Annotated in this window: 14 protein-coding genes; 12 read left to right on the top strand and 2 right to left on the bottom strand. The window is 50.5% G+C overall.

The window, feature by feature from the left end; translation table 11 throughout:
- The first annotated feature begins 376 nt into the window (after positions 1-376).
- From CJA_RS01695 to CJA_RS01750, 12 genes are all read left to right on the top strand, one after another.
- Complete coding sequence (locus CJA_RS01695) at positions 377-1,282, top strand: SMP-30/gluconolactonase/LRE family protein (RefSeq protein WP_041551889.1); 906 nt, start codon at positions 377-379, stop codon at positions 1,280-1,282.
- 253 nt (positions 1,283-1,535) lie between these two features.
- The gene (locus tag CJA_RS01700) at positions 1,536-2,831 is read left to right on the top strand and encodes an amino acid deaminase (RefSeq protein ID WP_012486027.1); all 1,296 of its coding nucleotides are present in this window, start codon (positions 1,536-1,538) and stop codon (positions 2,829-2,831) included.
- An 8-nt stretch (positions 2,832-2,839) separates the two neighbouring features.
- Complete coding sequence (locus CJA_RS01705) at positions 2,840-4,195, top strand: GntP family permease (protein ID WP_012486028.1); 1,356 nt, start codon at positions 2,840-2,842, stop codon at positions 4,193-4,195.
- Positions 4,196-4,203: 8 nt separating this feature from the next.
- On the top strand, positions 4,204-5,076 hold the full coding sequence (locus CJA_RS01710; RefSeq protein ID WP_041550905.1) for a MurR/RpiR family transcriptional regulator: 873 nt from the start codon (positions 4,204-4,206) through the stop codon (positions 5,074-5,076).
- Positions 5,045-6,556: an N-acyl-D-amino-acid deacylase family protein gene (locus CJA_RS01715; protein WP_238526807.1), complete on the top strand. Its 1,512-nt coding sequence runs from the start codon at positions 5,045-5,047 to the stop codon at positions 6,554-6,556. Before CJA_RS01710 ends, CJA_RS01715 begins: the two co-directional genes overlap by 32 nt.
- 8 nt (positions 6,557-6,564) lie before the next feature.
- Entirely contained in the window at positions 6,565-6,954 is a 390-nt protein-coding gene (locus CJA_RS01720; RefSeq protein WP_012486031.1) for a RidA family protein, read from the top strand.
- Positions 6,951-9,362 (top strand): family 20 glycosylhydrolase, encoded by a 2,412-nt coding sequence (locus CJA_RS01725; protein WP_012486032.1) that lies wholly within the window; start codon positions 6,951-6,953, stop codon positions 9,360-9,362. Before CJA_RS01720 ends, CJA_RS01725 begins: the two co-directional genes overlap by 4 nt.
- A 167-nt stretch (positions 9,363-9,529) precedes the next feature.
- Positions 9,530-10,702 carry a helix-turn-helix domain-containing protein gene (locus CJA_RS01730; RefSeq protein ID WP_012486034.1) on the top strand — a complete coding sequence of 391 codons (1,173 nt, stop codon included), beginning with the start codon at positions 9,530-9,532 and terminating at the stop codon, positions 10,700-10,702.
- 272 nt (positions 10,703-10,974) lie between these two features.
- Entirely contained in the window at positions 10,975-14,244 is a 3,270-nt protein-coding gene (locus CJA_RS01735) for a TonB-dependent receptor (RefSeq protein WP_012486035.1), read from the top strand.
- 114 nt (positions 14,245-14,358) lie between these two features.
- A complete protein-coding gene (locus CJA_RS01740) occupies positions 14,359-15,873 on the top strand; it encodes a tryptophan halogenase family protein (RefSeq protein WP_041551892.1) in 1,515 nt (504 codons plus the stop codon).
- 34 nt (positions 15,874-15,907) lie between these two features.
- Positions 15,908-16,924 (top strand): cupin-like domain-containing protein, encoded by a 1,017-nt coding sequence (locus tag CJA_RS01745; RefSeq protein WP_012486037.1) that lies wholly within the window; start codon positions 15,908-15,910, stop codon positions 16,922-16,924.
- A 45-nt stretch (positions 16,925-16,969) separates the two neighbouring features.
- A complete protein-coding gene (locus tag CJA_RS01750) occupies positions 16,970-18,460 on the top strand; it encodes a tryptophan halogenase family protein (protein ID WP_041550907.1) in 1,491 nt (496 codons plus the stop codon).
- 291 nt (positions 18,461-18,751) lie between these two features.
- On the opposite strand, the gene mdoH is transcribed toward CJA_RS01750, so the two are convergent.
- Together mdoH and CJA_RS01760 are read right to left on the bottom strand one after the other, a co-directional pair.
- Positions 18,752-20,707: a glucans biosynthesis glucosyltransferase MdoH gene (gene mdoH, locus CJA_RS01755; protein WP_012486039.1), complete on the bottom strand. Its 1,956-nt coding sequence runs from the start codon at positions 20,705-20,707 to the stop codon at positions 18,752-18,754.
- Entirely contained in the window at positions 20,682-22,313 is a 1,632-nt protein-coding gene (locus CJA_RS01760; RefSeq protein WP_238526808.1) for an OpgD/OpgG family glucan biosynthesis protein, read from the bottom strand. Before CJA_RS01760 ends, mdoH begins: the two co-directional genes overlap by 26 nt.
- Positions 22,314-22,552 lie beyond the last annotated feature (239 nt).

Below are 22,552 nucleotides of genomic sequence, written 5' to 3' on the forward strand. Positions count from 1 at the left end.
AGGAACTATTCCTTTAAGGTTGCAAATGACATAGTAATCAATAGTTTTCCAGTGAAGTGCTGCAATAAAAAATTTCAACTGGGAAGAAGATGTTTTGATATCTATGTTTTACGGGATATTAATGTGGTTTTTGCGTTGTACTCGTGACGAGTGGTTAAGTAATTTGATGGGCAATCACCAAAATTTACCTAACAATGCGCTCATAATTTCTTGAATATATTTATGCTTGTATGGCCCATCAATATGAATACGTATGTAACCAGTATTGTCGGATATATAAGAAATAGAGGGGCTGGTTTTATTTATCCCCTGGTTTGTGCTATCAATGCCCCACCACTCTACGGCCTGGCAATTCCACATATACAGCGAGGTCGATATGACACAACACATTAAAACAATACTGTTTTTTTCCAGCCTGTTTGGTGCTGCCGCGATGGCGGGCGGTGTCCAGGTGCAAACGCAGGATTTTGTCGGCGATGGTGTATTTACGGCGGGTATTGAAGGGCCGGCGGTGGATGCACAGGGGCATTTGTATGCCGTGAATTTTGCCGAGGAGGGAACCATTGGTGTTGTCGACCCACACGGCAATGCCAGGTTGCTGCTCAAATTACCTGAAGGCAGTACCGGTAATGGTATTCGCTTTGGCCCGGATGGGGTGATGTACGTGGCGGACTATACCGGCCACAATATTTTAAAAATCCATCCCCGGACCTTGCAGGTTGCCGTGTATGCCCACAGCGCGGCGATGAACCAGCCCAACGATATTGCGATTGCGCGTGATGGCACTATTTATGCCAGTGACCCCAACTGGTCAGATAGCACAGGAAACCTGTGGATGATCGCGCCCGACGGCAAGGTCACCCTGCTGGAGCGCGAAATGGGAACCACCAATGGTATCGAGGTCAGTGCGGATGAGCAGCGCGTCTATGTGAACGAGAGTGTGCAGCGCAAGGTTTGGCAATATGATCGCGATCCGAAGACTGGCAAGTTGGCGAATAAGCGCCTGTTGATCGAATTTCCCGACCATGGCCTGGACGGTATGCGTAGCGATAGCCAGGGTAACCTGTATATCGCGCGTTATGGAGCGGGTGTTATTGCGGTGGTATCACCTGCGGGGGATCTCCTGCACACGATTTCGCTGAAAGGTGAAAAGCCTACCAATCTGGCTTTTGGTGGCGAGGATGGTCGCCGTGTCTATGTCACCCTGCAAGATCGCGGTGCCATTGAAACCTTCACCGCCCCCCACCCGGGCCGCGAATGGGCTCTGTGGCGCCGGGATTAGGTCCCGGTTCGACTTTTTCCTTTGGGGTTCGGTTTTGCATGGAGGCAAAGTCGAACCCCGGTTGGCCCTCCTTATTCCCCGTCATCAACTGCTGTTGACCCCTGTCCCTCCGCCCGTTTTCCGCTTCGATAATTATTTTCGCTTTTGACCATTATTGATGGTTTTATGTAAAAAATTTTCTTTCAAAGTGATTTTTTTGGTGTTAGCCTAGGGTAAATGTCGCTTTTTACCTATTTTTTGATCACCAAGCTGCATGGAAACTGAAAATAATTTACAAAAACGATTAGCCCAGCGCCCATTAGAACCTGTCCATAAAGGACTGGGGGCACTACCTGCGGGTACGGTGGCGCGAGCGGTCGGGCATGTTGGCAGCCTGGGGTGGAACCTGTTGCGTGAAGACGTGAGCTTACCGGTAGCGGTATTGAGCGATGTGCGCCTGCGCCACAACCTGGGCTGGATGGAAAGCTTTATCCGCACCTATGGGCTGAAACTCGCACCCCATGGCAAAACCACCATGAGCCCAGCCTTGTTCCACTGGCAACTGGAGCAGGGCGCCTGGGGAATTACCCTGGCTACGGCTGCCCAGGTACAAGCGGCTTACCAGTTCGGTATAAAACGGGTCATCCTCGCCAATCAGTTAGTGGGCCGCGCCAATATGGCGATCCTCTCGCGCTTGCAGGAGGATGCGAACTTTGAGTGTTACGTGTTGGTTGATAGTCCCGTTAACGCCGCCCGGTTAGGGCGGTTTTTTTCCGAGCGGGGACAACAACTGCACGTGTTGGTGGAGTTGGGGGTTGAGGGTGGACGCAGTGGAGTACGCGATGCGGCCGCCCTGGAGTCCTTACTCACTGAAATTGGCCGTTGGCCCCAAAGCCTGTTCTTGGCTGGAGTTGAAGTCTACGAAGGTGTGCTGGGCGATGAAGCTGCCATCCGCCAGTTTTTACGTCGGGCCCTGGACGTATTGCGTGAATTGGATGAACGCGGCCTGCTGAAGAGTGACAGGCCTTTGCTGACCGGTGCGGGCTCTGCCTGGTTCGACCTGGTGGCAGAAGAATGGGCCGGCCTGGATTTGGGACGGCCAGTGGACATTGTGCTGCGACCCGGCTGCTACCTCACCCACGATGTAGGGATTTATCGCGCCGCTGCCGAACGTATCCAGAGCCATAACCCGGTGGCGCGCTCCATGCAACGCGGTCTATTGCCCGCTTTGCAGCTTTGGGCCTATGTGACCTCTATGCCCGAGCCGGGATTGGCCATTCTCGGCCTGGGTAAGCGCGACGCAGCGTTTGATGCGGGGCTGCCTGTCCCTGCCTTGCATTTTCGCCCTGGTGACATGCCCGCCCCGGTACCTGCCCCGGTGCAATGGCAGCTGGTGAAAATGATGGATCAGCATGCCTTTATGCAAATTCCAGCCACCGCTGATGTGCAAGTGGGCGATATGCTCGCGCTGGATATTTCACACCCCTGTTTAACCTTTGATAAATGGCGGCAACTGTTGATTGTGGATGACCACTATCAAGTCGTTGATGCTGTGGAAACCTTTTTCTAGGAGCCGCCATGGAATCTGTATTAAGCCCCGGGCACTGGTTACTGGTTTATGCACTGGTCGCCATCATTGCGCTGATTTTGTTAATCGCCCGCTATCGGTTAAACCCGTTTATTTCGCTCACCCTGGTATCGCTGGGATTGGGACTGGTCGCCGGTATGCCGGCCAAGGACCTGGTATTTGCCTATGAAGCCGGTGTGGGCAAAACCCTGGGCCACATTGCGCTGATTGTGGCGCTGGGTACCATGCTCGGCAAAATGATGGCGGAATCCGGCGGCGCTGAGCAAATCGCACGCACCCTGATTGGTTGGTTCGGCGAAAAAAATGTGCACTGGGCGATGGTGTTTATCGCGTTTATTGTGGGGCTGCCCATTTTTTTCGAAGTGGGTTTTGTATTGCTGATTCCCATCGCGTTTAACGTCGCCCGCCGCACAGGAACCTCCATGTTGCTGGTGGGCTTGCCAATGGTGGCGGGCCTGTCGGTGGTACACGGTTTGGTACCACCCCATCCTGCCGCCATGATTGCCGTGGGTGAATACCAGGCCAGTGTCGGGCGCACTATTTTCTATGCGCTCCTGGTGGGAATTCCCACGGCGATTATTGCCGGCCCCCTCTTTGCCAAATGGATTGCACCGCGTGTGCAGCTGCCTGCGGTGAATCCACTGGAGGCACAATTTATCCATGAGTCGCGTGAACGTGAACTGCCGGGTTTTGGCATCACCCTGTTTACTATTTTGTTGCCCGTTGTGTTGATGCTGCTGGGCGGCTGGGCCAACCAGATTGCTGCACCGGGCACTGCGCTCAACGACGTCTTACTGGTGGTTGGTAACTCAGTCGTTGCGTTGTTAATTGCGACGCTAGTCAGTTTTTATACCCTGGGCATTGCGCGTGGTTTTAATCGCGACAGTATTTTGAAATTCAGCCAGGACTGCCTGGCGCCTACGGCGGGCATTACCCTGCTGGTTGGCGCTGGTGGCGGTTTGAACCGAATCCTGGTTGATGCGGGTATCGCCAAGGAAATTGTGGCGTTTTCATCGGGTATTGCATTAACACCCTTATTGATGGGGTGGTTTGTCGCAGCGTTAATGCGTATTGCCACCGGCTCGGCCACGGTCGCCATGAGCACAGCAGCTGGCATAGTGGCGCCTATTGCGCTGGCGGCCAATTATCCGCACCCCGAGTTGCTGGTTATTGCCACCGGGGCGGGATCACTGATTTTGTCCCATGTCAATGATGGCGGCTTCTGGCTGATTAAAGAATATTTCAATATGACCGTCACCCAAACACTCAAAACCTGGACGGTGATCGAAACTATTATTTCTGTTGTTGCGCTCGGCTTTGTATTGTTGATTGCCAGTTTCCTTTGAGAAAAAACATGACCGCTTTGTTCGATATTGTTTACCACATCCGCAGCAATCGCGACCGGCTTTCGGCAACGGAGCAGAAAATTGCGGATATTATTCTGGACGATATAGCCTTTGCGGCGGCGGCCAGTATTGATCAGCTTGCCACCAAAGCCAGTGTGAGTATTGCCACCATCTCGCGCTTTGCCAAAGCGGTGGGCTGTGAAGATATTCGCGATCTCAAATTAAAATTGGCACAGGCCAGCGCGGTGGGAACCCGCTTTCTCGCCGATGTTCCCGTCGTTGAGGAAAGTGCATTCTACGCGCGTATTTGCAGTGAGGTAGAGTCCACCCTGCGCGCCAACCTCGCGCGTTTTGTCGAGGCTGATTTTCGGGCCGGGGCCAACGCATTGAATAGTGCCCGCTTGATTTATGTCGGCGGTATGGGGGGCGGTTCCACCATGCTTGCCGATGAAGTCCAGTACCGCATTGCCCGCCTGGGGTTGCCGGTAACGGCCTATCACGATCCGGTATTGCTGCGCATGTTGGCCGCGACACTGACCGAAAAAGATGTACTGGTACTGTTATCGGTAACCGGGGTAACACCGGAATTATTGGAGGTTGCTGATATCGCGCGTGAATACGGTGCCCAGATCATCGCCATGACCGCGCCCCAATCTCCCCTTGCTGAAAAAGCCAATGTGTTATTGCCGGTGATGACGGAGGAGACCGATTTTATTTTCAAGCCTTCGGCATCCCGCTATGGTGTATTGCTGGCTGTGGATATTCTCGCAACAGAGTTGGCTCTGCTGCGTAAACAAGAGAGCAAGGAATTACTGCGTCGCGTGAAATTTGCGCTTGATGAATATCGGGGTGGCGATAACCGCTTACCCCTGGGCGATTAAGGATGTGTGTGTGATTTACGAATGGGTTATCCGCCAGGCTCACATCATTGATGGTTCTGCACAGCCATCCTACCGTGCTGACCTGGCAATCACCGCAGGGAAAATTGCAGCGATTGGCAATTTATCCGGTGTGCAGGCGCAGCGGGAGATAGTTGCAAGCAATTGGGTTTTAGCACCGGGGTTTATTGATGTGCACACCCATGATGACCTGCAGGTGATTCGCAACCCGGATATGTTGCCCAAGGTTTCTCAAGGTGTGACAACGGTGATCGTTGGCAATTGCGGTATCAGTGCCAGCCCTGTGGTGTTACAGGGCGAGCTGCCGGACCCGATGAATTTGCTCGGCGCCGTTGAGGATTTTTCCTACGCCGACCTTGCCAGTTACGCGCGTGCCGTGAATGAAATACAGCCTGCAGTCAATGTGGCTGCATTAGTCGGTCATACAGCATTGCGCAATAACCACATGGATCGCCTGGACCGCGCAGCAACCGCCTATGAAATTGCGCAGATGCGCGCACAATTACATTTGGCCCTGGAACAGGGCGCACTTGGGTTATCGACCGGATTGGCTTACGCCTCAGCGATTGAAAGTACCACTGAAGAAGTACAGGCACTGGCGGAGGTGTTGCGTGAACAGGGGGGAGTTTATACCACCCATTTGCGCACGGAATTTGATGGCATCCTGGATGCGATGGAAGAAGCGTTTGCAATTGGTCATTCGGTCAATGCCCCGGTCATCATTTCACATTTGAAATGTGCAGGGGCCGGTAATTGGGGACGCAGCAAGGAAGTGCTTGGCGCCCTGGAGACAGCGGCGCGCAAACACTGGGTCGGCAGCGATTGCTATCCCTATAGCGCCAGTTCGTCCACCTTGGATTTGCAGCAGGTCACCCGGGATTTTGACATTGTGATTACCTGGAGCGAGCCGCATCCGGAGCAGGGTGGAAAAACCCTGGCAGCGATTGCCGATGAATGGCAAACCAGTTTGATGGACGCGGCCAGGCGACTACAGCCTGCGGGAGCGGTGTATCACGGTATGAATGAGCAGGATGTGCAGGCCATTTTGGCGCATCCACTCACCATGGTTGGATCCGATGGTTTGCCGGTTGATCCTTTGCCGCACCCGCGTTTGTGGGGCGCTTTCCCGCGGGTGTTGGGGCATTACAGCCGCGACTTGCAATTATTCAGTCTGACCGAAGCTGTTTACAAAATGACGCGCTTGTCTGCCGATCGCTTCGGCCTTGATAATCGCGGTCGCATTGAAGTGGGCGCAGCGGCTGATCTGGTGTTATTTGATCCGCTGAATGTGCGCGATACGGCAACCTTTGCGGCACCGCAACAATTGGCGGAGGGAATAGAAGCCGTGTGGGTGAATGGCATCCTGACTTACTGCAACAAAGCCATGACAGGTCAGCGCGCCGGGAAGTTCCTGCATCGCCAGCGCGATCTGCGCAAAGGTTTTTTTCTGTTTAATGAGTGATAGCGCTTATGTCTGATATCAAACGTTACGGTGTCGAAGGTGGCAAGGGAACCGGTGGCCAGCATTTGCCCTTTGCGCGCGCGGCGGGTGCCGATGGTTGGCTATTTGTGTCCGGCCAGGTTCCCATGGTCAAGGGCGAAATTGTGGAGGGCGGCATAGTCACCCAATCCCATCAGGCGATCAACAATATGCTGGCCATTTTGGCCGAGGCAGGTTATGGCCCGGAACATGTGGTGCGCTGTGGGGTGTGGCTCGATGATCCCCGCGATTTTATGTCGTTTAATCGTGTGTTTATGGAATATTTTGGCGCTAATCCACCGGCGCGCGCCTGTGTGGTATCCAGTATGGTGGTGGATTGCAAAGTAGAAGTTGATTGTGTGGCTTATAAAAAACCATGAAGTATTTATTGCCTGTTTTGTTGTTGGTACTGCCGTTCACCTTGGTGAATGCGGCTGATTTGCCGTTGTTGCCTTATCCGCACTCAGTGATACAACAGTCAGGGCAATTTTTAGCAGGCAATCAATGGAATCTTGTTATAAAGGGAAAGCAAACAGCGGAATTGAAAACAGCGCTTGAGCGTTTCCGGCAGCGAGTTACTTTGCAGACTGGAAAAACGATTCGCTTTGTTAAGGGTAGGGAAAAAAACGCGCATTTATTCATTCATATCCAGTCATCGGAGGTGATAGGTAATAGCCTGTCCTCTATGGATGAATCCTATCGCTTACAGGTTCGTCCAGGGCGTATTGAATTACACGCCGAACAGCTGGTCGGTGTTGTGCGCGGCCTGGAAACCCTGTTGCAGTTAGTGGGGCTGCAACGGGATGTGCTGGCTTTGCCTTTGGTCGATATTCAGGATAAGCCCCGCTTTATCTGGCGCGGCTTGCTGCTGGACAGTTCCCGCCATTTCTTTTCAGTGGCGTCGATAAAACGCCAGCTGGATATTATGGCAGCCGCCAAGTTCAATTTATTTCATTGGCACCTGACGGACGATCAGGGGTGGCGCCTGGAATCCAAAAAATTTCCACGGCTGCAGCAATTCGCCAGCGATGGCCAGTATTACACCCGCGAGCAGGTGCGCGACATCGTGGCTTATGCGCGCGACCGGGGAATTCATGTATTGCCGGAAATTGATATACCGGGACACGCCAGTGCCATTGCAGTTGCCTACCCTGAGTTGATGTCTGCCCCCGGTCCCTATGCCATGGAGTATCGCTGGGGAGTGCACAAGCCAACGCTCAATCCAGCCAACGAACGCGTCTATGAATTTGTGGATCAACTCATCGCTGAAGTGGTTGAGTTATTCCCATTTGACTATGTGCACATAGGTGGAGATGAAGTAGATCCCCAGCATTGGCAGGAAAATGCAGACATCCAGGCATTTATGCAGGCGAATGGATTAGTTGATCATCTGGCGTTGCAAGCCTATTTCAACCAGCGCGTGCAAAAAATCCTGAGCCAGCACAAGCGCAACATGATTGGCTGGGACGAAATCCAGCATCCGGATTTGCCGAACAATATTGTCATCCATTCCTGGCAGGGGCCGGATGGTGTTAGCAATGCGATCCGCCACGGATTCAATGCCATTTTGTCAACGGGCTATTACCTGGATCAGCCACAAACGGCTGCGTACCATTATCGCCAGGACCCACTGCCCCAGCCGCCATTCAGGATAGATGCTCCGGCAGTGGGTGAATCCTGGCAGAGCTGGTCCTTTACACTGCCGCGTCAGCGTGGCAGACCGGTTAGCGGATCTTTCACCTTGTTAGATGACGGTAAACAAACGCGTGGATTTATTGATTTTGCGGGCAAATCCCGGCGCGAGGTGAAGGTTCATCGCTATACAAAAAATCGCGCGCAATTTTCGCTCGACACCTGGATGGGCCCGGTTGAGTTTGATGTGAACATGGACCAGCGGTTAGGGGGCAAGGCCTGGGTTGGCAATGTGGCTTATCCCGTCAGCGGTAAGCAGATTGCCGGTAGCAATCACGCCCAAACAGGTCTGCCTGAGCCACAGGTTGCTCCCTATGTGTTGAGGGCAGAAGACTATGCCCGCGTGCTTGGCGGAGAGGTGGCGCTCTGGTCCGAGTTGGTTGATGAAGGGACCCTGGATCTGCGCCTTTGGCCGCGTGCATTGGCTGTGGCTGAACGCCTGTGGTCGGCCCAGGATAGGCGTGATGAAGTGGATTTATACCAGCGCCTTGAGACAACGATGACATGGGCGCGTATGTCGGTGGGTGTGCAAGATCAACAGCAGCGGGAGATAGCGCTGCGGCGCCTGGCTGCCGGTGCAGGGATTGAGCCTTTGGCTATCTTCAGTGAGGCATTGGAGCCTGCCCATTACTACCACCGCCAGCATCAAAAATCGGTCTCTGAAACCTATTCAAAAGCAGATCATTTGAATCAATTAGTCGATGCATTACCCGCTGAAAATAACTTCAAACAAAACCAGCTGGCCATATTTGAAAACGAATTATCCGTGTTAGATGAAAACGATAAAAAATACCTGAGAAAAAGCCTGAAAACTGCTTTCGAGAAGTGGAATAAAAACTATCAACCACTGCTGGATTTGGTACAAAAACGTAAAGATTTGCAAGGCTTGTTGCCGCTGGCAGAACGGTTAAATGTTTTGTCAGAGTTGGCAATGGAATTGCTTCGTAATTGCGAAGCTTCCACCACCCTTTCACCTGCACAAATCGTCAAAGCGCAGGCCGCTGTTGACCAGGCGAAAACAATGGATCAGGAAATGGTGATTGGTGCAGCCTGGGTGGTGGAAAAAATGCTGCAAAGCGATGCATATTGCCCCTAAATAAGCGCCAAACCAAGGCATTTTTTTATTGCAGATTGACAACGTTGTCCTATGGGGTGTACTTTTGCCTGAACCGGTAGGCATACCGGTTAATCCATTGGGTTTACAGGCTGTCGCCCGGCAGGACAAGAATAATTAACCACCAGCGCAATGCGCAGGTATATACGATGGCAGAGATGGCAATCTTTAATCTCAATGATATTTCGCTGCTATTTGGCGGCTTTCTATCATTGGTCGTGGCTGTGCGTCTGATGCTCGGGCAATCCGAGGGGCCGCTTGTGCCTCATCATGGGTTATTGCTGGCCCTGTTCTTCCTGCTGGGAACCTTGCGTGCCCTGGATGGCATGGTAAATACCAATCCTGCACTGCGTCAGATGTTGATTACCTGGTACCCCATCAGTGTCTTTGGGCTTGGTTTTATTTATTTTTTGCAGGGCCCGTTGCTCTTCTGGTTCGCGCGCGCCAGTTTTTCACAAATGATGAATTTGACTTACAAGGATGCACTTCATCTGATTCCCTTGCTCGGTTATCCGTTTTACTTGTGGTTTATGGGGACGAATATCAGCGCACCTGTTGACCCCGATTTTGGCAACGCGGCAGTAGCACAGAAAAATGCTCCAGCAGAAGTGTTGATATGGGCCCAGCATATCAGCCTTTTTATTTACAGCTTGCTGTGCGTGTCCCGGCTCTTTGAATACCAACGCCACTTAAAACTCTTGCAATTGCCTTCACAAAAAATGGATCTGCAGGGGCTGCGCTTGCTGTTAATCGGCTTCCTGGCGATCAATGCCTGGTCATTCATCATTTTATTGGATTCACGCTTTTTACATTGGTTGAGCCCAACCCTGCTAGGGGAATCTACTAGCCATCTCCTGTTTATATATATGAGTGTGTTGATAGTTTATTTGCTGAAAAACGCCCAGGGCTTCAGCGATATACAACCCGAGCATAAATTGAATCATGCACTTGTTTCAGAAGAGCCCCAATTGCAATTGGTAGAAAAACTCCAGTCTTTTATGGAGAGCAACAAGCCTTACCTGGAGCCGCATATTACGGTTGAGCGCTTGGCGATTAAATTAAATGTATCCCCCAAATTATTATCAAGCACGATTAATAATCAATTGCAGATGAATTTCTTTGAACTCATCGGCTCCTATCGCGTTGAGGAAGCCAAGCGAAAATTAGCAGACGAACAACTGCGCGATTTGCCCATACACGAAATCATGAAACATTGCGGCTTTAGCAGTAAATCCGTCTTTAACCAGGCCTTTAAAAAAGCCGTAGGTGTTACGCCCAGCCATTACCGGCAGCAATATCTTGGCTGCAGATTAGCGGGTTAAAGCGTTTTGTGACCTGTTCGACTTTTGGTAGTTGGTGTTCGAGTTTAGGAAGTGGCATAGAAAGGTATTTTTTCGCCTGATAAATTCGGACCACTGTCAGTTGCAGTAACAGTCAATTGAAATGTCTGTGTCATTGTTTTTGATATTTTGAATGATTGTGTATTAACGATGGCATCGCTCATGGAAGACAGTGTGCATTTCAAAGAGGGAAAACTCTCTATATGGCTCATAAACGGTTAACAGTTAATAGAAACAACATAAAGGGGTTGGATATGTTCGAGAGTAAAAAAATACTGGCCAAGTTGCCACAGCAACGATTTAAAAAATCTTTGTTGGCTGTGTCGATTGTTGCATTAAGCTCACCGGTTATTGCCCAGGTGAGTTCGGGAAATGAAAATCTTGAAGAAGTCGTTGTCGTGGGAATGAGAGGCAGCATCGAAACGGCGCAAGACTTAAAGCGCAATGCTGATACGGTAAAAGATGTGATTACCGCATTGGATATTGGTGCCCTGCCGGATAAATCGGTAACCGAAGCCCTGCAGCGCGTTCCCGGTGTCACTATCGAACGCTTTGCCTCTTCAGATGACCCTAAACACTATGCTGACGAAGGTACTGGTGTGCTGGTACGTGGTCTTGACCGTGTACGCTCAGAAATTAACGGTCGCGATGCCTTCAGTGCTAACCCATGGGGCGGCCTGAGCTATGAAGACTTCCCGGCAGAATTGTTGGGCGCTGTAGAAGTTGTCAAAAACCAAACGGCTGACAAAATCTCTGGTGGTATTGCGGGTACTGTTAACCTGATTACGCGCAAGCCATTTGATTCTAACGAGCAGCTTATTTCGTTTTCTGCAAAAGCTAACTACGGTGATTTCCGTGAAGAAGTGACACCTTCTTTCTCGGCACTTTTTGCAGATAGCTGGGAAACCAGTGCCGGTAAATTTGGTTTCCTGATTGCCGGTTCCAAATCTGAATATCAAACGCGTGGTGACGGTGTTGGTATGGGTAACTACCACAGCCGTGGTAAGCTCGATACCTTCTCTTATGATGAGTGGGGTACTCCTTCTCCCGGTGTTGTTGCCGGTATGTATTCCAATCCCTGTATACCCGGCGATCCCGGTTGGCGTGCCTGTGGTCCTGGCTTTGAAGATACGGTCGTGTACAGTGATGAAGATGCTGCAGCCTATGTTCCTCTATACGATGGTACAGAGTTGCCTGGCCAGCCAGAAGGTACTACCTGGTATGCACCAGCTAACTTCCACGTGAGCACTGCCGAAAATGACCGTGAGCGTACTGGTTTTACCACATCGCTCCAGTGGGCAAATGCCGATGAAACTATTATTGCTACGCTGGAGCATATCAACTCCAAAGCGTCTCTGGAGTGGCGTGAGTATGTAATCGCCTCTGGTGATCGCGGTTTCCTGGCCGGTAATGGTAATGCTCTGCAATGGTCGGAAGATACGGAGAACGGCTATGATTTCAGCGTTGATGCAAATGGTTTCCTGACATCAGGCATTGGTAGAAATACGGATCCGAATTTTCCATTACAATTCCGCTCTCGTTATAACTATAACGAAAATACCGTAGAAGATACGTCCTTCAATGTGACTATCAAACCAACGGAGCGCCTGACCGCATCATTTGATTACCAGCATGTTGACTCTGAGCAAATTGTTCACAACTATGGTTTAACCTCGCGTATTAATGGTAACCAGACAGCCACTTATGCGCCGTTTTACCTGGATTTAAGGGGCTCTACGCCAACCATTGAGTTCTTGAACGAAAATGTCTCCTATCCGGCGGACGTTGCTGAAAACACCAATCCCATTCTGCGTTTAGCCAGTGGTATGCAACAGGAGATTCACAATACGGCTAAATCCGATAGCGTTAAATTGGATGTGCAATATGATTTTGATGGTGTTTTTACGGCAATAAAAGCGGGTGTTTATTACTCGGATAAAGATCTCAATGTGGCCGATACTGAGTATGAAGGTTGGCAAGCACTGGGTACTCCCTGGGATGCAGTTGATTCGTACAATGCTTCTCCACAAGTGGCACCACACTTGTTTGAGCGTGTTAGCTTTGCTGACCAGTATAACGGTAAGGTTATAAAAGGCGATTACAATAGCTTTTTATTCCCCAGTATGGCGTTAACCAAAAACTACATCCAAACGTTGCGCGATGGCTGTGGTACCTGGAGTGCACTGGGTAATGCAATGGATGGTAGTGGTAAATGTGCTCAACCATACGAAGACCTGGCTGATCGCGTCGATAGTCACTTTGCAGCGCGTCATATGAGTTCAACCAATGAAGAGCGCACCGAATTTTATGTTCGCGGCGACTTCGATTTCGCTGAACTGCCGGTACCTATCAAGGGTAACGTCGGTTTACGCTATGTGGGTTACCAACTTGAGTCATCGGGTAGTGTGACATTGCCAGCGACCTCCAGACGTGGAACAAGTCCGGATCAGTCTCTGTATCAAGTTATGCAGGCGCAGTACCCAAGCCTGTTTGCGCTAGCCTCGGGTGAGGCTGTACCAAGCACGGTTAAGGGTACTGATTACAACACGGTATTGCCGAGTTTGAACCTGGCTTTTGGTGTGGCGGATGATGTCGTGGTGCGTTTCGGTGCATCGAAAGGGCTGTATTTCCCCAGCTTGCTGGATACGCGCAATAGCATGGTGGTGAGCTTGGATTACACCGAAGTGCTGCAGGATCCGACCGAAGGAAAAGACGAAACAACTAACCCGGTTGTTGATTTGACGGATATTGAAATCAGTGCCAATGCGCGTAATGCGTTCCTGGAGCCAGAGGAGTCCGTTAACTTAGATTTGACAGCAGAGTGGTATTTCGCACCGGCAGGTTCGGTAGCGGTTGGTGTGTTCCACAAAAAGCTAAGCAATATCATCCGCAACAAGCAATTTGATCTGGAGCTGGAGTACGCCGGCACTACCTATCCCGTGTCAGCTTACGGTCCTGATAATACCGGTTCCGGTACCATTCGTGGTGTGGAGTTCTCTTACTCACAGTTCTACGATATGTTGCCGGGTGCCTGGAGCGGTTTAGGTTTACAATTCAACTACACCTATATCGATCAAAGTGGCTTGGAGGATCCTAATACCAATCCAGCAGAAGGTTTACGCTACGACGGTTCAGGTACGCCTATCACCGACAACCGCAATAGTTTCCGTGTATTCACTGGACTGCCATTGCAAGGTTACTCGGATGAGAACTTAAATATTGTGGGTATGTACGAATACAACGATATTGCGTTCCGTCTGGCTTATACCTGGCGTTCAGAGTACATGCTGACCATGCGTGAGTCTGAGGAGTTCGTACCAGCCTACGCCAAGGCGCAAGGTATGATGGATGCCAGCCTGTACTACACTATCAATGAAAACTGGAAAGTAGGTATCGAAGGCAGCAACTTGTTGAATGCTGAGACTAAAACCCAGTATCAATTGAACCAGGACGGTGTTAAGACTGACGCGTTAAGCTTTACGACGGATCGTCGTTATGCATTGAGCGTACGTGCAACTTTCTAATAAGCTGTTTTTCATAAAAACAGTTAAATAGATGTTGTGAATAAAAAGCGCGCAGCATTGTTACTGCGCGCTTTTTTTATGGTTGATAAATACTTAACCAGGCAGATAGCGACTATGCAAAAAAATACCTTGAATTCAATCTGTATTGTGGGTGGTGGAACCGCCGGTTGGATGGCGGCCAGTTTGCTGTCTTCTGCGCTGCAAGGCAGCCATATAAAAATTACCCTGATTGAGTCTCCAGATATTGCCACCATTGGTGTAGGGGAGTCCACGGTGCCCTCGATGATGGAATTTTTGCGCGTCTGTCGGATTAATCTCAAAGAGTTTGTTGAAGCAACATCGGCAACATTTAAATTGGGGATTCGCTTTGATGACTGGCTAAAGCCCGGTGAACAGTATTTTCATCCTTTTGGCCGGGTGGGACAGGATATCAATGGCTTTGCGTTTTATCAGGCCTGGTTAAAAAACTCCGTTGATGGATACGGTACTCGTTGGGTTGATCATTCCCCCAGTGCCATCATGGCTGAACATCAGCGCTTTATGTTACGCCCGTCCCAGCAACAAAACTGGGTACTGCGTAGCTATGGCTATGCCTTGCATCTGGATGCTATTTTAGTCGCTCGTTATTTACGTGATTTTTCACAAGGATGCGGTGTAGAGAGAATAGAAGCAACGGTCGATAAGGTCGTCATTGATGAACGCCAATTTATTCATACGTTAGCGCTTAATAATGGCATCACTATTACCAGTGATTTTTTTATTGATTGCACTGGTTTTAAAGGTTTATTAATTGAGGAAGCCTTAAAAGTTGGTTATGAGGATTGGACGCATTACTTACCTTGTAATCGCGCTGTTGCAGTACAAACCACCAATGCAGGGACGCTACCTCCCTTTACCATTGCTACTGCACGGGAAGCAGGTTGGACTTGGAGAATCCCCTTGCAGCATCGTACAGGTAATGGCTATGTTTACTCCAGCCAGTATTGCTCCGATGACCAGGCTATTCATACCTTATTAACGGCTGTTGAGGGCGAGTTATTAATTGAGCCGCGAGTGATTCCATTTGCCACTGGACGACGCAAAAAAATATGGCATAACAATTGTTTAGCGCTAGGGCTCGCCGCCGGTTTTTTGGAGCCGCTGGAGTCTACGGCCATTCATTTGATATATAAAACATTAGTTCACTTTATCAGATACTTTCCTGACCAGGATTTTGAGGTCTATACAGAGCAGGCATTCAACCAGAAAATCAACATTGATTACCAGGAAATTCGCGATTTTATTATTTTGCATTATTGTACTACAGGGCGTGATGACACGGAGTTCTGGCGCTGGTGCCAGGGTATGCCTGTGCCCGATTCATTGCAAGAGAAAATCTGCTTGTTTCGCGCGCGCGGCCAGATAGAACACACTCCTGACCAGTTTTTTAGCCAGGACAGTTGGTGTTCAATCCTGGAGGGTATGAAGGTGCGCCCCAAAAAATACCACCCATTAATGGATGCGTTTGACGGTCAGGGGCTGGCAAGTACTCTGCAAGAGAGTGCGCAAAGTGTCTATGAAACAGTCATGCAAATGCCAATGCATGGCGATTATATCCAGCAACATTGCGCGGCTAAAAAGATGATGTAAATGTGGGCATTTTTTCCAGGCGAGTAATAATGGTATGACGGCCTATAAACAGATTCCAGAGTATCGCAAGCTTCCCGCACCGCAATTTTTTGAGGAAATAGCACCAGAGCAACAGCCTGTGGTTATCCGGGGTTTTACGCAGCATTGGCCACTGGTGGCTGCCGCGCAAAAAACGCCGCATGATTTTGCTGCCTATTTGATGCGTTTTTATACAGGAAAAAAAGCCAGAATTTTTGTTGCTCCACCTGCTGCCAACAAGCGTTTTTATTATAACGATGATATGACTGATGTAAATTACATGCGCGGCGAAGAGCGTGTGGATTTGTTTTTGGGCCGCTTGCTGGAGTTGATGGATAGAGAGATTTATCCTGCCATATCCATGCAAAATTCTTTACCCAGCGAAATACTGCCAGGTTTGATTGACGAGAATAAATCCGAATTTTTCCCCGATGTGGAGCCACGTCTGTGGGTAGGAAATGAAGGTATTGTCAGCGCGCATTATGATGGTGCTGACAATATCGCTTGTGTTGTCGCCGGGCGCAGGCGTTTTGTGCTGTTTCCGCCGGAGCAGACCGGTAATTTATACCCAGGCCCGCTCAATTTTACCCCGGCCGGGGCGCCTACCAGCATGGTCGATCTGAACGCGCCGGACTTTGTACGCTATCCCCACTTCAAAACCGCACTGGCCAATGCATGGTCAGTGGAACTTGAACCGGGTGATGCGATTTTCATCCCCATGCTCTGGTGGCATCATGTGGAGTCACTGGAAAAAGTGAATGCGTTGATGAATTACTGGTGGAACGGCTCTTCGGCCAAGAGTTCAACACCACCAAGCCCCATTGACAGTTTGAATATCGCCCTACTGGCTATGCGTGATTTAACGCCCAGGCAGCGCAATGCCTGGCGCCATATGTTTGATCATTATTTATTTAAGCAAGGTATCGATCCAGCTTCTTATATTCCTGAGCATCAGCAGCATGTGCTGGGAAAATTGTCGCCAGAGTATGTAAGGGCTATTAAAGACTACTTTATTGATAAGTTGAAAAAATAATGGCTATGCCAAGTGCCCAATAGTGAATTGACCAAGATGACAACCATGAAAAAGCCCGAAAAAATTCTGATTGTTGGTGGCGGTACGGCTGGCTGGATGGCAGCAAATTTATTGGTGTCCCGCTGGAAGGATATAGACGTTTGCCTGTTGGAATCTACCGAGATTGGCATCATCGGTGTTGGCGAGGGAAGTACACCTCACTTAAAATTCTTTTTTGATGCTATTGATGTTGCTGATTCAGAGTGGATGCCTCGTTGTAATGCCACCTATAAGAATGGAATTTCTTTTGCGAATTGGTCGTCTATCCCAGGGTTTGAATCCTACTTTCATCCGTTTCCGGCGCAAACGGATGACGTTTTTACTGTCCCGTTTTTCTTCAGCAATATCAAAGCGCGAATGCAGGGAAATAATGTGAATGCGCATCCGGATCATTATTTTTTAGAAACTTATCTCACCCGAGCTAACCTTGGCCCTATTCCTGCCGAATCTTTCCCGTTCGGAGTGGCCTACGGATATCATTTCGACTCGGGCCTTTTGGGGCAATTTCTGGCTGAAAAGGCCATGAGCAGGGGGGTAAAAAGAATTTTGGGTACCATCACAGAGGTGGTCCTTGACGCAAACGGATCCTTGGCTGCTGTCAGGTTGGATGATGATAGCCTGTTAGATGCCAGTTTTTTTATTGATTGTTCCGGATTCAAATCATTACTGCTACAAGGTGCATTGAAAGCCACATTTAAAAGCTTTAAAGAGAACTTGTTTAATAATGCAGCTGTTGTCATGCCGACGGCAATATCAGAAATTATTCCTCCGGAGACAAGGTCAACGGCATTGTCGAATGGCTGGGCTTGGAAAATTCCGTTAACGAATCGTTACGGTAATGGTTATGTTTACAGTACCGATTACATAACCCCGGAGCAGGCCGAAATAGAATTAAGGCAACACTTGAATCTGGTTGATAGTGATGTTGCCGCCAGACACCTGCAGATGAAAGTTGGCCGCGTTGAAAAACATTGGGAAAAAAACTGTCTGGCAGTAGGTTTATCACAGGGTTTTATTGAGCCGTTGGAGGCCACCGCTCTAGCCTTGTCTTTTAATACCATCTCACTTTTTATGGCACATTACGAAAAAGGGCTATATACCAATCAATTCGAAGATGCCTTTAATAAAGAGGTTAATGCCAAGTTTGATAGCGTTAGGGATTACATTGTTTGTCATTACAAGGTCAATCAACGAAAGGATACTGATTACTGGAAGGATAATGCCGCTAATACGTATTTGTCAGAAACCCTGAATCAAATCCTTTATTTTTGGCAAAGGGGCGGTGATTTTGCAAAAAATATGTATATGAATAATCTGGTAGGAAGCTATCAGCCCAAGTCATGGGCGTGTTTGCTGGCAGGTTACGGTGTCTTCCCGCCATTAACATCTGACGCAAAAGCGGCCCAATTTAAACCTGTGCAGGATATGGAGCAATTGGCTGATTTTATTCGCCGGTGCGGGTTGAACTTTAAACAGCATAACGAGTTACTTCATTAAACATGAAGACCCATTTATGCAAAGGAAGAATCTGGCACTGGTGTGACAAGACCTCCAATATCGTACTTCGTCCGACTTTCCGCCACTATGGTGCGACCTTCAGGTTGTGGATTGCGATACGGCGCGAGACGATGCTAGCGTAAGTTGCGTTAAGCGACCTCTGAAAAAACTGACGTCAGCAGATGGCAACATATCTTTTCAGGTGTTTCTTAGTGTTTTCTCCCGTTTGGCGGGTTCAGGTTGAGCCCGCTTTTTTATGGGGATTGGTTAAGGTGATTTTTGTGATGGCTTCTAGTTGCGCCAATCGACATGGCGATACTCATCCAGTGGTGGGTGAGGCATGGGGTGCCTATTGTCCGGAGGTAGTAAAGGCGTTTGTGCTGGTTCTGGCACAGTGGCTGGTGGTATTTGTAAGAGCGTATCCAAGGTTTCCAATGCGTCTATCTCTGTTGTTTCGCTGGGGCAGAGTAGTATGCCGTGCTTGCGGCAGCGGCGGCCCCAATCCAGGCTCGATGAATAACGGACGATAGGAGCACCGAGCACCATGCCGGTCAGTATGGGTAGTAGCCACCAGAAAAAGAGTGGTGAGTAGGTGAATGTCACCCATCCCCAGAGCAGTGCAATCAGCGTCATTTTAGCGGTGCGTGCAATCGCTTCTCCCCAGGGTAGCAGACGCCCTTCGCGCGCTTGCGAATCCCAGTTCACTTTAAATCCGAGCAATACCGACACCACAAAATAGGCGTGGTAGCCCATCATAATGGGCGCAATCAGTACGGCAAAAAATGTTTCGGTAAACGCACCTTTGATGATGGCCCAGCTACCGCCAAAGGCTTTGCGCCTATGGGTGAGCGCCACTATGACACCGAGCAATTTAGGGCCCATCAGCAACAGGGTGGTGAGCAGGATCAGTGCAATAATCTGCGTGGTTTTGGCAATGGGCCAACTGGGGTAGAGCTGGTACATCTCGGTAAAGTAGACGTTGCTGTTGAGCGCGCGCACTACGGCATCCGTGGTGCTTAACATGAGCATCAGCAACCAGATGAACGAACTGATATAGGCGAGGGCGCCGAGCAGGAAATGCAGTCGACTGATTGGATGAAGGCCGGGCAGGTCAATAATACCCAGGTGCTGGATATTGCCCTGTACCCAGCGGCGGTCACGCTTGGCGTAATCGATAATATTGCAGGGTACTTCTTCATAGCTGCCTTCGAGGTCGGCTAACAGGAAAACATCCCAACCGGCGCGGCGCAACAGGGCCGCCTCTACGAAATCATGGCTGAGTATGTCGCCACCAAAGGGCGCCTTGCCGGGCAGGCTGGGCAGGCCGCAATGATCCATAAAGGCGCGCAAACGGATAATAGCGTTGTGGCCCCAGTAGTTGGCTGCATCGGTTTGCCAGAAGGCCAGGCCAGTTGCCAGCATGGGGCTGTAGAGTACGGCGGCGAATTGTACGAAGCGACCAAAAAACGTGGTTTGACGCACCGGAATGGGAACGGTTTGGATCAATCCGGCGCGCGGGTTGGCTTGCATGGCGCGCACCAGGCTGAGCAGGCAGTTTCCGGTCATCAGGCTATCGGCGTCCAGCACAATCATGTGTTCATAATTGGCGCCCCAGCGCTGGCAAAACTCGCTCAGGTTCCCGACTTTGCGCCCGATGTTTTTTTCGCGGCGACGGTAAAAACACTGCTTGCCAATGTCGCCCAATCTGGCCTGCAGTTGTTGCCACGCCTTCAGTTCATCCTGAGCAATATGAGGTTGGGTGGTGTCGCTCAGCAAAAAGAAATCGAAATGTGCTAATTCTCCGGTTGCCTCCAGTGAACGCAGGGTGGCTTCGAAACCGGCAATAACCCGCTGGGTGTCCTCGTTATACACTGGCATGACGATAGCCGTGCGAGCGATGATCGGGCTGTTATCGGAGCCTCGCTCAAGCGGCTTGAGCGATAGCGGATCCAGGCGCAGCATTTGCAGGGTGAAACCAAATGCGGCACTCCAGAATGCCATGCTGATCCAGCCAAAGGTGATACTAAACAGCACAAGCAGAACCGTTTCGAGCGTGTTCAGTCCATTGGCACTGAGGATGTCGAACATGGTGTATACCCCGCCCAGGGTAGTAACCAGACTCAAAAGTGCAAAGAGGTAACGCCGGGCACGTTGGCCCGGTATGTCGATAATCGCAAAAGCAGACACGGATTCCGGCTCGCTATTGATCGTTCTGGTGGGGTTAGAGCGCATCCGGGTACCAGACATAGCTCCATACTTCACTTAAGCGCTGGTCGCGCAGTTTCAGGAACAGGCGCATATCGGCGTAGTTATTGCCATCGGGTTCCAGCTTGAAAGAGGCGCGCCAGGTGCGATCATCGGGCAGGCGGCGCACGGTTAATTCGCTGATATTGCCCGAGCTTTGCTGTAGTACGGCTTCTATGGGAGCGTCAGGTGATAAGTTATCCAGCTCGCCGCCGCGAAAATCCACCACAAACTTGCGTTTGCTTTTCGGCGGTGGGTCTGCCTGACCGGGATTGGCACCCCAGCCGATGCGGGTGCGAATCACCTTGGCACCCGCATTTTCAGGTAAAAAATGGTCGAAGCTGCGCAAGCGATAACTATAGGTGGCACTGCTGCCGGCTTTCATGGCTTTGGCAGGCACCCAATAGGCGACAAGGTTATCGTTGGTTTCGCTGTCGCTGGGAATCTCCACCAGCTCAATCCGGCCTTTGCCCCAATCGCCCTGCGGCATGATCCACATGCTGGGCCGCAATTCATAACGGGCCTCCATATCCATATAGTGTTCGAAGTCCCGGTCGCGTTGTAACAGGCCAAAACCACGTGGATTTTCGTCGGATAGGGAAGACACACGCAGCATGCGGTGATTGCTGAGCGGGCGCCAGATCCATTCGCCATTGGAGGCCGCTACTAACAGGCCGTCCGAGTCGTGGACTTCGGGGCGGAAGTCATCCACAAAGCGCGTGTGGTTTTCACCCCACATAAACATACTGGTCAGCGGGGCCACACCCAGTTTGACAATATCCTGGCGCGCGAAAAGCCGCGCCTCCACATTCATTTCGGTAGGTGCACCGGGTAGCACCTCGAAACGATAAGCGCCACTAATGGACGGGCTGTCGAGTAGGGCATAAATCACCAGGCGGTTTTCCTCCGCTGCCGGTTTGATTAGCCAGAATTCGCGAAAAACCGGGAATTCTTCGCCCTTGGGTTCCGCGGTGTCTATTGCCAACCCGCGCGCTGACAAACCGTATAACAGTCCCGGGCCTATCAGGCGGAAATAGGAAGCGCCCTGGAACACCAGGAACTCATCCTTGTACTCGTTGCTATTGAGCGGGTAATGCACTCGAAAACCTGCAAAGCCAATATTGCCTGGCGCCAAACCGGCCAGCGGAGCCGCGGGGCCATCGTAGTTGAAAAACGCCTGCTTAAATTGCAGGACGCTCTCCGGTGTATCGCCTGCCGTATGCAGGATAATCGGTTCGCGATAGAGGAAGCCCGGGTGAAATAGCTGGATTTCAAACAGCGATTGTCCGCGCCACAGCGCTGCCTCAGGGCGGAAGCGAATAGCGCGATACTGGTCGTAATCCATATCGGCCAATTCGCTGGGAATGTTGGCGTGGATCGGTTCGTAATCGTGTTTGGCCAGTTTCCGGGCGCGCTCGCTAAGCGCATCGAACAACCCGGGTTTGGCAATATCTGTCAGTGTTGCGGATTCTTGTACGGGATTGGGTTTGGGCGGCTCTGCTATTTGCGCCAGGGGGTTGTGGTGCCATAGCAAAAATGGGAGGGCACAGAGACTCAGCCAGCGGCGCGATAGGAAAAGGGTTTGGGTGGGGCTCGATTTACAGGTCAAACAGAAGCGCATCCGGATCACTCCAACATGGGTACTCATTAATCAAACAAAGGTTACGCCGGGGGTGTGCCAACTCGACACGGGAAAAGGGCCCGATGGAAATCCCATACACAGGCAAGCAGGAATCGTCATGATTTTGGGGCACTATCTGCAGTGCGCCCTGATTGTGATCATTGAAGGCTTGTGCGGCATTCTAAAATGAACCACTTTTGAAAAACAGGCATCCTGGTGTCGTTGCT

Source organism: Cellvibrio japonicus Ueda107 (assembly GCF_000019225.1).
GTDB lineage: Bacteria > Pseudomonadota > Gammaproteobacteria > Pseudomonadales > Cellvibrionaceae > Cellvibrio > Cellvibrio japonicus.